This is a genomic window from Dermabacter sp. HSID17554 (assembly GCF_003989295.1).
GTDB lineage: Bacteria > Actinomycetota > Actinomycetes > Actinomycetales > Dermabacteraceae > Dermabacter > Dermabacter vaginalis.
In genome coordinates, this window is the sequence record NZ_RBLW01000002.1 from 16129 (window position 1) to 31968 (window position 15840).

General features: G+C 62.4%; 7 protein-coding genes. 1 reads left to right on the top strand and 6 read right to left on the bottom strand.

What is annotated here, in order from left to right:
- Positions 1 to 11 precede the first annotated feature (11 nt).
- Both gyrB and D8M36_RS03225 read right to left on the bottom strand, forming a co-directional pair.
- Complete coding sequence (gene gyrB / locus D8M36_RS03220; protein ID WP_126846691.1) at positions 12 to 2087, bottom strand: DNA topoisomerase (ATP-hydrolyzing) subunit B; 2076 nt, start codon at positions 2085 to 2087, stop codon at positions 12 to 14.
- Positions 2088 to 2648: 561 nt separating this feature from the next.
- A complete protein-coding gene (locus D8M36_RS03225; RefSeq protein ID WP_126846693.1) occupies positions 2649 to 7919 on the bottom strand; it encodes a S8 family serine peptidase in 5271 nt (1756 codons plus the stop codon).
- 318 nt (positions 7920 to 8237) lie between these two features.
- On the opposite strand from D8M36_RS03225, the gene D8M36_RS03230 reads away from it, so the two are divergent.
- Positions 8238 to 10325, top strand: coding sequence for a bifunctional metallophosphatase/5'-nucleotidase (locus D8M36_RS03230; RefSeq protein WP_126846695.1), 2088 nt, complete (start codon positions 8238 to 8240; stop codon positions 10323 to 10325).
- Between the two features lie 132 nt (positions 10326 to 10457).
- Here D8M36_RS03230 and D8M36_RS03235 read toward each other — a convergent pair whose 3' ends face one another.
- The 4 genes from D8M36_RS03235 to dnaA form a co-directional block, all read right to left on the bottom strand.
- Entirely contained in the window at positions 10458 to 11198 is a 741-nt protein-coding gene (locus D8M36_RS03235; protein ID WP_126846697.1) for a DUF721 domain-containing protein, read from the bottom strand.
- Positions 11195 to 12517, bottom strand: a complete 1323-nt coding sequence (gene recF, locus D8M36_RS03240; protein ID WP_126846699.1) for a DNA replication/repair protein RecF — start codon at positions 12515 to 12517, stop codon at positions 11195 to 11197. Before recF ends, D8M36_RS03235 begins: the two co-directional genes overlap by 4 nt.
- 14 nt (positions 12518 to 12531) lie before the next feature.
- On the bottom strand, positions 12532 to 13650 hold the full coding sequence (gene dnaN, locus D8M36_RS03245; RefSeq protein WP_126846701.1) for a DNA polymerase III subunit beta: 1119 nt from the start codon (positions 13648 to 13650) through the stop codon (positions 12532 to 12534).
- 454 nt (positions 13651 to 14104) lie between these two features.
- Positions 14105 to 15703 (bottom strand): chromosomal replication initiator protein DnaA, encoded by a 1599-nt coding sequence (gene dnaA, locus D8M36_RS03250; RefSeq protein ID WP_126846703.1) that lies wholly within the window; start codon positions 15701 to 15703, stop codon positions 14105 to 14107.
- Positions 15704 to 15840 lie beyond the last annotated feature (137 nt).

Here is a 15840-nt window from a genome sequence, read left to right on the forward strand (position 1 = left end):
GGGGCGCCGGTTTAGATATCGAGGAAGCGCACGTCCTTCGCGTTTTCCTGAATGAACCGGCGGCGCGCGTCAACGTCATCGCCCATGAGCACGCTGAACACCGCGTCGGCGTCAGCAGCCTCCGCCATCGTCACTTGCTTGAGGGTGCGCAGATCACGGTCCATAGTGGTCGTTTGAAGCTCTCGCCAGTCCATCTCGCCGAGGCCCTTGTAGCGCTGGATGCCGTTGTCCTTCTGGATGCGCTTACCGGCCGCGCGGCCCTCTTCGAGCTTGAGGTCTCGTTCCTCATCGCTGAACACGTACTCGTGCGGCGAGTTCGTCCACTTCAGGCGATACAGCGGCGGCATCGCGATAAACACGTGCCCGAGTTCGATGAGCGGGCGCATATAGCGGAACAGCAGCGTGAGCAGAAGCGTGCAAATGTGCTGGCCATCAACATCGGCATCCGCCATGAGAATGATCTTGTGGTAGCGCAGCTTCGTGGGATCGAAATCCTCGCCAATACCCGTGCCAAACGCCGTAATGAGCGAGCGCACCTCGGCGTTATCGAGAGCACGATCAAGGCGCGCCTTTTCCACGTTGAGAATCTTGCCGCGGATCGGGAGGATCGCCTGAGTCTTCGGGTCGCGACCCGAAACCGCCGAGCCGCCTGCCGAGTCGCCCTCGACGATAAAGATTTCGCTGATCGCGGGGTTGCGGCTCGAGCAGTCGCGAAGCTTGCCGGGCATGCCGCCCGTTTCAAGCGGCGACTTGCGGCGGGTCGCATCGCGCGCCTTACGGGCTGCCTCGCGGGCCGCGGCCGCCGATTGCGCCTTCGTGACGATCGTCTTCATCTCGTTCGGGTGGGCCGACGCCCAGTCCCCGAGCTTGTCGGTCATCACCTTCGACACGAACGTGCGCGCGATCGTGTTGCCGAGTTTGGTCTTCGTTTGGCCCTCGAACTGCGGCTCGCCGAGCTTCACGGACACGACCGCCGTGAGACCCTCGCGGATGTCTTCGCCCGTGAGGTTCGCGTCCTTTTCCTTCATGAGGTTGTTGGCGCGCGCGTAACGGTTGATCACGCCCGTGAGGGCACTGCGGAAGCCCTCTTCGTGCGTACCACCCTCGTGCGTGTTGATGGTGTTCGCGTATGTGTGCACCGACTCGGAATACGCCGTGGTCCACTGCATCGCGATCTCCACCGAGATCATGTGGTCGGTGTCTTCGCTCTCGAAGCTGATGATCTCCGGGTGAATCACCTCGGCGCGCTTTTGCTTGTTGATGTACTTGACGAAATCCTCAAGGCCCTGCTCGTACAGGAACGTCACTGTTTTGGTCTTGGGCTTCTCCGCGGTATCGGCGCCTGCCTCGGTGGGGCGCGCCGCATCGTTGATGCCGTCGTTTTCGTCAACATCCTGGTCGAGGTTATCGAGATCCGGGAGGTCGTCGTCAACGGGATCCTCAACCGGGCGGTGATCCGTGAGGGTGATCTTGAGGCCCTTGTTAAGGAAGGCCATCTGCTGGAAGCGCTTGCGCAGCGTCTCGAACTCGTACTCGGTGGTCTCGAAAATGTCGCCATCGGCCCAGAACGTCACGCTCGTGCCGGTCTCGGTCGTTTCCTCGCCCTTTTCGAGCGGGGCGTTCGGGACGCCGTGCGTGTACTGCTGACGCCACACGTAACCGTCACGCTTAATTTCGACCTCGAGGCGCTTCGAGAGCGCGTTCACGACGGAGGAACCCACGCCGTGCAGGCCGCCCGAGACCGCGTAGCCGCCACCGCCGAACTTGCCGCCCGCGTGGAGCACCGTGAGCACGAGCTCAACGGCGGGCTTCTTTTCGGTGGGGTGCATCGCCACCGGGATGCCGCGGCCGTCGTCGATCACGCGCACGCCGCCATCCTCGAGCACGTCCACGGTGATCTCACTCGCGTAGCCCGCGAGCGCTTCGTCAACCGAGTTATCAACGATCTCGTACACGAGGTGGTGCAGGCCGCGCTCGCCGGTCGAACCGATGTACATGCCTGGGCGTTTGCGAACCGCCTCGAGGCCTTCGAGGACCGTGATGTCCGAGGCGTCGTAATGCGGTGCGTTTTCCTGGGCTTCGCTCACGAAGGAATCTCCTTGATGGTCAATGCCGGGTCGGTTGAACCCGGGTGTGAGGATCGAGGGCCCGTGAGTCATCGCAACCCCTGGGTACGGGGCGGGGCCCATTTCGGGGGCCCGTGGCCTCTCAGGGCCATTTGCGGGCCGCTGAGCGGGACTCGACCACTCTCAACCCTCAAATTTTACCGCACGGGAACCCCAGAAATTGGTTCATGCGTGCATATCGCGGTCTCGTGTGTCGGTCAGCACAGCCCCCTCCCCCTGAATTGCATAGGGGTTGTGGGGGTTTGGGCGATCGACCCCCCGGGATTCCATAGGGCTAACGGGGGTTTGAGCGATGGGAGCCCTCGGATTGCATAGGGCTAACGGGGGTTTGAACCACCCGGGGCGGCCGGGCCGGACCAAACCAGAATTACCCCCACAACCCCTATGCAATCCACGGAAAAAAGGTGGGGCGCGAAGTCCGACGCTTGCCGGCCTTCAGCACCCCACCAATTCTTGGCCCGTTCCCGGACCTACCTCAGGGCATCACTGCTTCGAGAGCACATGCCCTCAAATGCCCATCCGTTACTTCTTGCCTCGCCTCCTCGCTAGCACAACGATCGCCACGCCGCCGAGCACAATGAGCGCTGCAACGCCCGCGGTCGCCGCAATCTCCGCACCCGTACGTGGCATATGCGAGCCACGAGGCGAGGAGGCATCCCGCGAAGGAATCCTCGACGGACGTTCGGCCGAGGAACCGTCGGACTTCCCCGGTGCCTGAGAACCCTCGCCGCCACCATTCACGGGTGGCTTACCGGGGTTCCTCCCGCCATCCGTATCCGGATTTGCGGGGCGCTCGGGCGCATCATCGCCAGGGTTCGCCGGGTTCTCCGGCGTGCTCGGCTCGGGGGCCTTCTGCTTCTCGGTAATGGTCACCGTCACGACACGCACAACCGCGCGGCCGTCGGCATCCGTGGCGACGAGCGTGACCTTCTGCTCGCCTGGCACGAGGACCGTGCCGGGCGCGAGCGCGAGAGTCGTGTCGCCGTCCTTGAACGCCGAGCCGTCGTCGGTCACCGTGTAGTGGTCGAGAACCTGCTTCGCGGCGGCTGCCTGGTCGGCGAGCGCACCGTTCTCGACCTCGAAGGCCACCGTGTCGGGTCCTTCGATCATGGCATCGTCGTCGACGATGAACGTCTTGGTGTGCGTCGTGACGTTGCCGGCAAGGTCGGTCGCCTTCACGCTGGCCGTGTAGAAACCAGCCGGGAGATCAGCCGTCGTGATCTTCGTGCCGAGCCGGGTTTGCGCGGTGCTCGTCTCGGTGCCATCCACGACGGTCGTCGGCCGAGGCGCACTCCTGTCGCCCGCATCGGAAGCAGCCTCTTCAGCATTCTCGCTGTTCGGGGTGACCTCCTCCGCATTGTCGCCGTCGGTCGTCTCGGGCGGCGCGAGCACGCCGTCGATCGTTGCGGCTTTGCTCGTCAGCTCAGTGTTCTCGTTGTAGATCTCCTTACCGTTGAGGCTCACCGCGACGTTGGCAAGGTTCGGATCCTCGCCCCACGCCTCGAGCTCGCGCTGGTCGCGGATCACCTCCATGTCCTTGACGGTATCGACGCCGACGGTGGGCGCCTCTTTATCGACAACAACGGGAATGACCGCGACGAGCTCATTGCCCATCGAGTCGTTCGAGTACACGAGGAGCTTGTCGCCGTCGCGAACCGTCACGAGGCGCTCGAACTCCTGGCGATTAACCTCCTCACCCGTGTGGTTGTACCGCACGAAGTCGGTCAGGTACTCGTTGTTGATCGCGAGGTAGTGACCCCAGCCGTCATCGCTGATCGATCCCTTGAAGGTGACGTCATCGGTGTTCGTGTAGAGCGTGCCACCCACGAGACCCGGCTCCGTGAAGTGGAGGCTCGGCGGCTTGATATCCACCCACAGGCGGAACGAGCCACTGAACTGCTCCTCGCCCTTGTCGTCCTTCACGATCTGGTGGAAATCGATGATGCCCACGTCGATCGGGAGGTCAACGCTAAACGTGTCGCCCTCGATCGTCGCGGCGATCGGCTCGTTCCTCGTGATCGTGCCATCCTTCGCACGCGAGGTGGGAATGAACTCGATCGAGCTCACGGGATCCTGGATCTTGCCGGTGAGGTGGAGAGTTTTTCCATCCTCACTCACACCCTCACTCTTCGAGCTGATGTCGCACCAGTTCTCTTCCGCATCGCACGTCTCGATGTCGTAGGTCGGGCGAGCAAAGCCGTTGCCTTCGGGTTGTTCCTCGGGGGCAGGCGCCTCGCGGCCCTCGATCTCGACATCGAGGGTGCCCTCCGTGGCGCCATCGCTCGCCACCACGGTCACGACGGGAACATTCGGATCGACCTTCCCGGTGTACGTGAAGGTGCCATCCGGCTTGACCTCGACGGGTTCGTTGAAGATCCACGCCTTCAGGTCGGCGTTCTCGCGCTCATCGGCAATCGTGCCGGAAAGCGTGAAGCTGCCGTCCTCGGCTACAACGAGCTTGCCGTTGTCGTTGAGCGCACTCTTGTCGATCGTGATGGTGGGCGCTTTCGCATCCTGCTCCACCGTGATCGTGCGCTTCGCCAGTTCCTTGCCGGAGGCATCGTAGGCCACAACCTCGAGCGTGTAAGGCTCGGGGCCCTTGTAGGCGTTATCGACGTACTCGAACGTGCCATCAGTAATCTTCGCTTCCTCACCGTTCACGGTGACGCGGGAAACCTCTCCCTGCACAACACCCGATATTTCGAGGGCACCGTCGGAATCCTTACCCACGTACGCGCTCTCGCCCTCGGGGATGCTGTATCCGTTGACGTTCACGAACAGAGGTTCGGTGCTGAAGGTGACGATCGTGGAGCCCTCGTTGAAGCCGTTGTCGAGCGCTCCAACCGTCACATACGGGGTGGCGGGGTCGAACGTTGCCACGAAGCTGCCATCGGCCTGCTTCTCGACCTCTACCTGGTCGCCGTTCGCATCAAGCACGATCGGATCGTCGAGGATGCCCGTGCCGCCCTGATTATCGACGGCCGTGAAGTGCACGCGGCCCGGTTCCTTGTCGAGAATCTCGACCGTAGGCGCCGCGGTGTCCACGGTGAACGGGAGATCCGTGATTTGTGGTTCGTAGCCCTCGGCGATGCGCGCCTTGAGGCGGAACGTGTAGGAGCCATCGGCAAGTGGTGTTTGCTCACCCGTCGACTTATCCCACAGCGTGCCGTCGAAGGAGCGACCCATGAACGTGAGGTCGCCGTCGAACGCGGTCGGCACCTTCGAGCCGATCATGCGTCGAAGCATCTCATCCTTGCCGAGGCTCGCGATGACCTTGCCGTTCGCGTCGAGAATCTCGTATTCGACCTCATCCGCGTTACGCATGAGCAGCATGCCCGGCGTCACCGTGTCGAGAACGCCGTCGCCGTTCGGCGAAAGCGCAAGCGGCTCTTCATCCGGGTTGTTGAACTGGGCGGTGTCCTCACCGAGGGCGCCCACGAGGTTCGTGTTGTCGGCGGGGCCATCGTCGATCCACGGCTTGCCCGGCTCCTGGATGATGTTCTCCTCGTTCCAGTCGCCCACGAAACCGAGGTAGGGAACGGCGAGGTCAAGCGCGCCGTTCTCGCCCTTGAACTGGGCCCAGCCCTCGATGAAGTGATTGCCCGCACCGGTGTGCGGGGTGAGGGTGAACTGCACCGTGGCGGTTCCGCCCGCGGGCACGGTCACCCTCGAGGCCGACGCCGCAAGCGACTCGCTCGAGACTTTGGCGAGGGTCGGCTGCCCCGCCTCATTGGTTTCCCCGAGCACCTTTTGCGCGGGAATCGAGAACGCGTGGTCCTGATCGCCGCGGTTTGTGAGCGTGACGGTGAAGGTCGTCGGCCCATTAATCTGCTTGAGTGCGACGGCTGCCTCGCCATCCACGGTGGCGGTGGCGTCAGTGGCGAGCGCGCGATCGACCTCCGCGAGACCCGCCCCGATCTGGCGCGGGAGGTACGGGGTGCCGTCCTCGTTTTCGAGGATCTTCGCGGTGTTCATGAGTGAGGTTTCGATGAGCTCGACGCGTTCTTTACCCGTGATGTTCGGGAAGCGCTCCGCGAACTTCTGCGTGAGAAGCGCGCTGAGGCCCGCGACATTCGGGGTCGCCATCGACGTGCCGCTCATGTTCTCGTACTCGTTTTCGCCGACGGTCGAGTACACGTTGCCGCCGATGCCCGCGAGCTGGGGCTTGAACGACAAGTCGTTCGGGGTGCCCCACGACGTAAACGAGCTGGGCTCGAGACCATCGGGGGCGGGATCCTGCTTGATCTCGTCGGTGAACGTCACGGTCGCGTTCGGGTCTGCTTTAAGGGCGTCGATGAGCTGGTGGCCCTGCTCGTTCGTGAGGGCAGCACCGAAGGTCTCGAACTTGTCGATGCCCGCCATGCCGCGGTAACCCTCTTCGCCGTCGCTGTTGAACACCATGACGCCTTCCGCGCCGTGGTCAAGGGCGTACTGGAACTTTTCCGCGAACGAAATCTCGCCGCGCGAAATGAGCGCGTACTTGCCCTTGAGGTCGATGCCGTCCTTGTAGTCCTCCGGGCGGCCGAGACCCACGTACTCGTACGGGTGAGGCTTGCCGTCGGGCTCACCCACGCCCTCGAGGTAACCGATGTCGGTGCGCTCGCCGTTCGCCTCAAAGTACGCGAGCGGAACACTCAGGGTCGAGTTGTTCACCGAGGCAATCGAGAATGCCGAATCGTTCGTCGAGGGACTGCCCGCCGTGCCATCATCGAGGCGGCCGAGCGCGTCGTCCGGCCCACCCTCGAGCGAGAAGTTCTGGCCTTCGTTACCCGCGGCCACGAGCGTGATCACGCCCTCTTCGCGGGCCTTCTTCATGGCCTCATAGGCGCCGTCGGAAAGATCCGGAACACCATTCGGGCTGCCGAGCGACATGTTGATGACATCGGCCTTGAGCTTCACCGAGTCTTCGATCGCGGCGATGATATCGCCATCATTCGCGCTAGCTGACTTCTTCGGGTCGTTCGAGAAGACCTTCATCGCCAGCAACTGCGCATTCGGAGCTGCGCCGTCGATGCGGCCGGTCGAGGCAAAGTCAGGGGTATCCCCCTCGGAGCCATTCGCCGCGGTAATACCCGCAACGTGCTGGCCGTGCTGCGAATCGGTGAGGTCCATGACCTCGAAGTTGTCATCCGCGTAGTTGTAGCCCGTCGGCACCTTCTCGTTGAACTTGCCGGCCGCTTCGGGATTGATGCTCGTGATTTTTGCGTTCTTAAAAACGCCGTCGTCAAGGCGCATATCCGGGTGGCCCGCATACACACCCGAGTCGATGATCGAGATCACCGTTCCCTCGCCGTCAACGCCGAAGTCTTTGTATGCCGCGGGAACACCCTGAAGCTCACGTGCCGAGTATTCGCTCTGGTAGTACACGCGCTCGCGGCGCACCGAGGCAACCTGCTTCTCGGTCGCGAGGTTTTGGATCTTGCCCTCGGGCATTTCGGCACTGAAGCCATTGACGAGATACCCGAACTGTCGATCCACCTTCAGGTCGTACTTCGCTTTCCACGACTCAAGCAACTTTGCTTGTTGCGAAAGACGGCTCTTCTCACCGGATTCGCTCGGGGCTTGCGGCTGCTCCTTCAGCATGACGACAACGCGCACGCGTTCATTGGACACGGGGCGAGTGCCCCGCTTCTCACGCTGCTTCTGAATCGCCGCGCGCTGAATCGGCGAGATCGCCGGCGCTGATTCGTGATCATCGGTAGGCGCTGCGAGCGCTGCCGGGACGGCAAAACCCGCGGCGACGGCGCTCACCGACAACGCGGCAAGCACCTTGCGCATAAAGCCTGGGGACACGCTGTTCTCCTTTGAATAAAACTGCGAGGAAACAAACCGAGAACACCGGGATCTTCAACACGCCAGACTCGAAGCCGGGGAAGAGACGAGAGGAGAGTATGTGACTCAGTTATCACTGAAGCCTAGACACAATGCGGGACTTAAGTGGCCAGTTGCTCAAAAAATGACACGGAAAAAATGAAAGGCCTGGTCAGCCGTCGGAACCTTCCGGTCCTGTCAAAGTGACCCTGTGCCGTGCCCCGCCGTTCACCCACCCGTAACTTTCTGCGCTTAAATTCCGAAACGCCCGCTATCCCTCCACATTCACCAGAAGATCCCATGCGCAAAGCAACGGCAGCTGCGCTCACCGGCCTACTTTTCCTTACCGCGGGAGCCCCCGCGTTCGCGGCCGACGGCGACCGAACCGACATCGACGACATCACGATTCTTGCGACGACCGACACCCACGGCACGGCGCTGAACTACAACTACTTCACGGGCGAGCCCTTCGGCACCTCTGAGAACCCGAAGAATCTTCGCGGCATGGACCACCTCGCCACCGCGATCGCGGACATCCGCAAGGACAAGGGTAAGGACGCTGTTGCGCTCCTCGACAACGGCGACGCCAACCAGGGCTCCTCCCTCGAGACGGTCTACAAGCGCGACCACAAGCCTGGCGACGTTGACCCGATCGCGACGATCTACAACTACCTCAAGTACGACGCGGGCGTCGTGGGCAACCACGAGTTCAACTACGGCCTCGACGAACTCCAGGACTACAAGAGCGCTCTCGAATTCCCTCTCCTCGGCGCTAACGTCACCGATAAGAAGACCGGCGAGCCCTACCTCGAGCCCTACACCTTCGTGAATAAGAAGACCGCCGACGGCCACGACGTGAAGATCGCCGTGATCGGCGTCGTGACGCCCGGTATCCCCGGCTGGGACGGCAAAAAGGTTGAGTCCCTCAACTTCGGCGACCAGGTCGAGGCTGTCCAGAAATACGTTCCCGAGGTGAAGAAGCAGGGCGCGGATGTCGTCGTCGTTCTCGCCCACACTGGCCTCGACCCCGAGGGCTACAAATGGGATCCGAAGGACCTCCAGGAAAACGCCGCGCGCTCGATCGCCGAGAACACCTCCGGTGTCGATGTCGTGATCGGCGGTCACTCGCATCAGACCGATCAGGTGCAGAACTACTACACCAACAAGGACGGTCACGAGGTTCTCTTCACGCAGCCCGGCTACCACGGGCGTTTCCTTTCGAACATCACGATCCCGCTCAGCCTCGACAATGACAAGGTCGTTGTCGACTGGAACGAGAAAGAGAAGCCGAGCGCCGTTGCCCTCAATGCCGCGGCTTACTCCGCCGATCCCGAAATTGAAAAGCTCATTTCCGATTGGCACGAGAAGACCAAGGAATGGGTCGAGAAGGTCGTTGCACAGGCAACCGAAGACATGCCCGCCGCCGATTCGGCATGGGAGGACACCGCGATCCTCGACTTCATCAACTACGTGCAGACCGAAGAGATCAAGCGCGCGATGAAGGGCACCAAGAACGAAGGCCTGCCGATCGTTGCGGAAGCCTCGCCGTTCTCACGCGAGGCCGTGTTCAAGAAGGGCGATGTCACGATCGCCGATATGGCCTCGCTCTACATCTACGACAACACCCTCTTGGGTGTGAAGATGAATGGCGCGCAGCTCAAGGAATACCTCGAGCACTCGGCTCGCTACTACAAGCAGCAGGAGGAGGGCGCGAAGATCGACGATTGGTCGACCGTCACGAACGCCCAGTACGACGGCATGACCCGCGGCATTCCCGACTACTCCTACGACGTTCTCTCGGGCGTGAGCTACCACATCAACATCTCCAAGCCCGTTGGGGAGCGCATCGAGAACCTCACGTGGCCCGACGGTACCCCCGTGAAGGATAACGACGAGTTCATCCTCGCGCTCAACAACTATCGCCAGTCGGGCGGCTCGGGCTATCCGGCCGTCAAGGATGCCGAAATCGTCTACGACGAGCAGATGGCCATCCGTGACCTCATGATCGACTGGGCGATCAAGAACAAGACGATCGATCCGGCGAACTTCTTTGCGAAGAACTGGGACGTGAGCACGTCGGCCGCGCCCGCGGTTGACCTCCCGATCGACGACGGTGCCGAGGAGCCCTCGGATCACGGCGAAGACCCGGCCGAGGATCCCACGGGCGACCCTGCCGCTGATGGGGAAAGCACGCCGATCAGCGATTCGGGTGACGGCAACGGTGGCAAGGCTGAGCCTTCGACTCCGGGTAAGGCTGCTCCCGATAAGGCTGATGCGGGTCGCGGCCCGCTTCCGCGCACCGGTGCCGAGAGCCTCGCCGTTGCGGGTCTCGCCTTCTCGCTGCTCGCAGCTGGTGGCGCGATGATCGCTCGCAAGCGTCGGGCCTGATCCCATAGGTGCCCTGTAAAACAGAGGGCCGGAGCCAAGTGGCTTCGGCCCTCTTTTGCATCTCAGAGCCACACCCGCACACTCTTCACTGCCCCCTATCAGCACCTCCCCCAGCCCTTACTCGCGGCTGCACTACCCGTAGGTGTCGCGCGGTCCCCGCCAATGTACGGTGCGCCGGCCCTTCTTCCAGGATTGCGTGCTCGGCCCCACAACCTTGATCTCGCTCACGACCTGCGCTCCCACGCGCTCGTGGATTCGGGTCACGATTTGCGGCCCCAGCATGCGCAGCTGCGCCGCCCACGCCGATGAATCGGTGCTCACCACGAGCATGCCTTCCTCGAAGCTTTCGATGTGGGAGTGCTGTGCGATGGCCGGCCCCACAATGTCGTCCCATTCGGCGAGCACGCGCCCCGCGCTCAGACCGCGATCCCACCCGAGGTTCACGAGCATCTTCTCGAGCACGGTGTTCAGGCGCTGTGGATCGCGCGGATCGGGCCGCGCCCCCGAATAGCCGGCACCCTGGGCTCGCTCACCACGCGGATCACCTTTGGGTTTCGTAAGACGGCTCGCGCGCGGCCGATAGCCGTGTTTCTTCGCGGCGGCACGAGCCTGGTTGAGGGCGCGCCGGCCGAGCTCATCGGGGCGCGAGAAGTCACGAGGTTTCGCGTCGGTATCGGGCGCGAGCTCATCGGTCATTCGCGGTCCGACGCTTGCTTCGCTGCCCTCGCCCCCACCTTCGGCACGGGGCTGCCCCGCAACCTGTTCGGGAACACCGTGCCCTTGCTCGGCACCACCACCCTGCTGCCACGTTCCGAGGGCATAGGGATTCAGTGATGGCCTTTGCCGACCGTGACCGCCGCTGGTTTCACTCACCACGTGGCCCCCATGTCGCTCGCCCCGCGCGGCCCGCCCTCGCGCACGGTTGCGGAGCCCTTCACGACGTCCACCACATGCACGTCGTTGCCAATGGAACGGGGGATGTCGGCGTCGTTTGCCGTCGTGATGAGCACTTGGGCAGCGCCTTTGATGATGCGCCCCAGGCGCTCGCGACGGTGAGCATCGAGCTCGCTGAACACGTCGTCAAGGATAAGGATCGGTTCGCCGTCGCCGAGGTCGCCCTCTTCGATCGTGAGGAGGTCGTAGGAGCCGAGGCGCAGCGCGAGGGCGAGGGACCACGATTCGCCATGGCTTGCATATCCCTTCGCGGGAAAGTCACTCAGGCGAATTTCGAGGTCATCGCGGTGGGGCCCCACGAGGCTCACGCCGCGGTCAATTTCATCGTCGCGGCGCTCAGCGATGTGGGCGAGGAGGGCGTCGTGGAGCTGCTGGAGGCTCGGCAGGGGCGGTTCGTCACGGGTCGTTTCGGCATCGGTCGCGGCGGCGAGCCCTCCCTCGAGAACGCTCGAGGCGTAGCGGATATTCGCGGGACTCGACACTGCACCGCGCCCTTCGGGGCCCAGGCCAAGATTGGGGTCGGCGCCTTCGTCGCTCGAAACGCGCAAGTAGGAGTAGCCCACGTGGGGGCGAAGGCGGTTGACGAGGTGGAGCCGTGCACGCATGAGTTCAGCGCCGCGGCGGGCGAGCTGTTCATCCCATACGGCGAGCGTCGTTTCCGCCGCCTCGCGCGGGTCCATGCCACCAATCTCGTCTGCAGCGTGTTTTCCGCCGCGGCCCTTATTCATCGCGCGCATCTGTTTGAGAAGGTGATTGCGCTGGCGAAGAACCTTGTCGTAGTCGGATTTGATGCTCGCAAAACGGGGGGCGATTTCGAAAAGGATTTCGTCGAGGAAGCGGCGCCGGCCTTCGGGTTCGCCCTTCACAAGGGCGAGATCCTCGGGCGAGAACATCACGGCGCGCACCTGACCGAGGATTTCGCGGGGGCGCGCAAGCGGCTGTGAGTGAAGGCGCACCTCGTTCGTTCGACCGGGGGCGATCTGCATGTCGATCCGTACATCGCGTCCAGCACGCTCGCACATCGCGCGGATGATCGCAGTTTTCTCGCCTCGGCGCACGAGTGCGGCATCGTGTGCCACGCGGTGCGAGGAAAGGGTTGCGAGGTACCAGAGGGCTTCGACGATGTTCGTTTTGCCCTGGCCGTTTGCCCCCACGAACACGGTGATCCCGGGTGTGAAGCGCAAGAAGGCATGCGCGTAGGAGCGGTAGTTGGTGAGTTCGAGCGCCTTGAGGTGCATCGAGGATCAGGCGCTCAGATGCGCATGGGCATGAGGAGGTAGCGGTAGTGCTCCTCCGGCGACGCTTCGAGCGACTCTTGGCCACGCAGCACCGTCGGCTTGACCGAATCGGGAAGCGAGAAGTGCGTGAAATCGGTGCCGAGCGCGCCGAGACCATCGAGCAGGAAGCCCGAGTTGTAGCCCACCACGAGGTCGCCGCCTTCAACGTTGGCCTCGAGAACTTCGCTCGCCTGCGCCTCGTCACCGTCGCCTGCTTCGAGAGCAACCTGGCCCTCGCTAAAGGTGAGGCGCACGGGGGTGTTGCGCTCAGCCACGAGGCTCACGCGCTTGACGGCCTCGATGAGCGGGGCGGTCGCGACACTCACGGTGTATGGAGTGACATCGGGGAACAGGCGCAGCACGGGCGGGTAGTCGCCATCAACGAGGGTCGAGGTGGTGCGGCGGCCCGAAGATTCAAAACCGATGAGGTTCGCGGAGTCGCCTTCGCTGAGGGCGACCTCGACGTTACCCCCGCTGAGGGAGCGGGCAACGTCGGTAAGGGTGCGCGAACGCACGAGTGCGCTCAGTTCGCTCGAGGGGTTCGCGGGGTTCCACGTGAACTCGCGAACCGCGAGGCGGTAGCGGTCGGTCGCGGCCATCATGACCTTCTCGCCCTCGATTGTGACCTTCACACCCGTGAGGAGCGGAACCACGTCGTCTTTGCTTGCGGCGATCGAGACCTGCGCGATCGCGCGTGCAAAGGTTCCCGAATCGATCGTGCCCACCACGGGAGGCATTTCGGGAAGAACCGGGTATTCGGCGACGGGAAGGGTCGCAAGCGAGAACCGCGAGGAGCCACACAGGATCTCCACCTTCGGGCCCTCGTGGGCGACGGAGACCGTTTTGTGGGGAAGCGCGCGCACGATGTCGTTGAGCATCTTGCCCTGCACAAGAATCTCACCGGGCTCATCGATTTCCGCCTCGACGGAAATGTGGGCGCTCACTTCGTAGTCGAAGGTGGAAAACTTGAGTTCGCCATCTTCGGCAACGATCCTCACGCCTTGGAGGATGGGCATTGCGGGGCGCTGCGGGAGAGTGCGGGTTGCCCACGACACGGCATCACTCAGCACGTCCCGATCAAGATGAAATTTCACGCCTCGGCTCCTTTACGAAAAAGCTTCCCGCGCCCTCGCGCGTACTTTCCAACTTTAGCCAAATTCTTGACTTCGCGCCTGGGTCAAAATTACACGTTTGTCATTCTCGTCCCCAAGGCTTCCACATCCGTCGAGGCTCGAGCATTTGCAGCAACGCGAGTTTTCCCCATCACCCGTGTCCCAAGTTTAAACAACCCTCTTAATTACGGCTGTTGATGCTGTGGATAACCAGTATCTCTGCAGGTCAGGCTGAAAACTACAAGTTTCGGATTCGGTGCGAGTAACGACAAGGCGCTGTGGAAGTGTTGGGCATAACTGGCATTTTTTCGCGTGCGCTCTCGCTCCCTACTCACAAGAGTCATGCCGTGCGTGCACATTCTCCACAAAGTTATCCACAATTCTGGATACCTTGCCCGTGAGCAGGAGCGTTGCACTTGCCGCAACCGTCGGAGCCCTAGCGCCGACCCTGCTCCTGAGCGTTGGCTTTCACCCGCGCCGTGAGCTCCGTAACCTGGTTAAACAAGGCTCGGCGCTCCTTCATGAGGGTCGAGACCTTCCTGTAAGCGTGCATCACGGTCGTGTGATCACGCCCGCCGAAAGCATCGCCGATCGCCATGAGCGGCATTTCCGTGAGCTCGCGACACAGGTACATCGCGCACTGCCTCGCCGTGACGAGCGCACGAGTGCGGGCAGTGCCCTTAATTTCATCAACACCGAAACCGAAGTACGATGCCGTTTCCGCAATGATGAGATTCGGGGTGATTTCCGCGCCGCCGTCGTGCGTGAGCAAATCCTTGAGCACGCTCTGCGCAAGGGCAACATCCATGGGCTGCTTCGACAGCGAGTGCAGCGCCTGCACGCGAATGAGGGCGCCTTCGAGTTCGCGGATGTTCGAGGAGATGTTTTCAGCGATGTACTCGAGTACCTCGCGTGGCACCTCCTCGTTGTTCTCGGCCGCCACCTTCTTACGCAAAATCGCGATGCGGGTCTCGAGATCCGGCGGCTGAACGTCGGTCATGAGCCCCATTTCGAAGCGTGAGCGCATGCGATCCTCGAGGCCGCCGAGAAGTTTTGGCGGAAGATCCGAGGTAATGACGATCTGTTTATTCGCGTTGTGCAGAGTGTTGAACGTGTGGAAGAACGCCTCGAGAGTCTCGGGGGCGCGCTGGAGGAACTGGATGTCGTCGATCAACAGAATGTCGATGTCGCGGTAGCGTCGCTGAAATTCCTGGGCCTTACCGAACTGACCCGACTGCACCGAGTTGATGAAGTCGTTCGTGAATTCCTCGGAGTTCACATAGCGCACCTGGATATTCGGGTGCAGTTGCTTGGCGTAGTGCCCGGTTGCGTGGAGCAAGTGAGTCTTGCCGAGTCCCGAGCCACCGTAGATGAACAGAGGGTTATAGGCGAGGGCGGGCTGCTCGGCCACGGCGTAGGCGGCGGCTTGGGCGAAGCGGTTCGAGGCACCCACCACGAATGTCGCGAAGGTGTACTTCGGGTTTAGGCGCGAATCGTTCCCGAGCGAAGAGCCCTTGGGAAGCTCGGAGGGAGCGTGCGACGCGTCAGTCCGCTCAGTTCTCGTGGCGGGCTCGGCCGGGGTGTAGGGGGAATAGGGCGTGGGGTCCGACGGTTGCTGCGACCACAGCGATGCCACATTCACAGAGTTATCCCCATCGCGACGTGGGGGGATGCCGATTGTTCCCGATGAATCCACAGAGTTATCCACAATGTTGTCAACGGCGGGAGCGGGGGCCGGCGCGGGCGAATCGGGGGCATCGTCGAGACCAAGCGTGGGATCGATCGTGACCGCGAACGTCACCTGCGTGCCCATTGCCTGAGAGAGAGCCGAGCGAAGCTGCTCGGGAATCCGCATTTCAAACAGGTCCTTCACGGTCGCGTTCGGCACCGCAATAAGGGCCGTATCCTCGAGAAATCCGCGCAAACTTGAGAGCGTGACGTAGGCGAGGTGGCGATTCGACACTGAGTCATCGGCGCGCAAAATCTGCTGGCACTGGGCCCACAGCGCGTCGCGATCGAGTGCGGTCTCGTCCATTCGGGGCTCCTCGTGAGGATCGGGGGTGCGGCGGACGCCCACAATTATCCACCATGTTTTCCACATTTATGCCCAATGGAGTGGAAGAAGGCGCACACTCTGTCGAATCGTTGGGGATAACCATGAGATTCTAGGCA

What these genes read in the sequence shown, in the direction of transcription:
- D8M36_RS03230 (WP_126846695.1), top strand. Translation starts at nt 8,238, where the DNA reads ATGCGCAAAGCAACGGCAGCTGCGCTCACCGGCCTACTTTTCCTTACC.
- recF (WP_126846699.1), bottom strand. Translation starts at nt 12,517, where the DNA reads ATGCACCTCAAGGCGCTCGAACTCACCAACTACCGCTCCTACGCGCAT.
- dnaA (WP_126846703.1), bottom strand. Translation starts at nt 15,703, where the DNA reads ATGGACGAGACCGCACTCGATCGCGACGCGCTGTGGGCCCAGTGCCAG.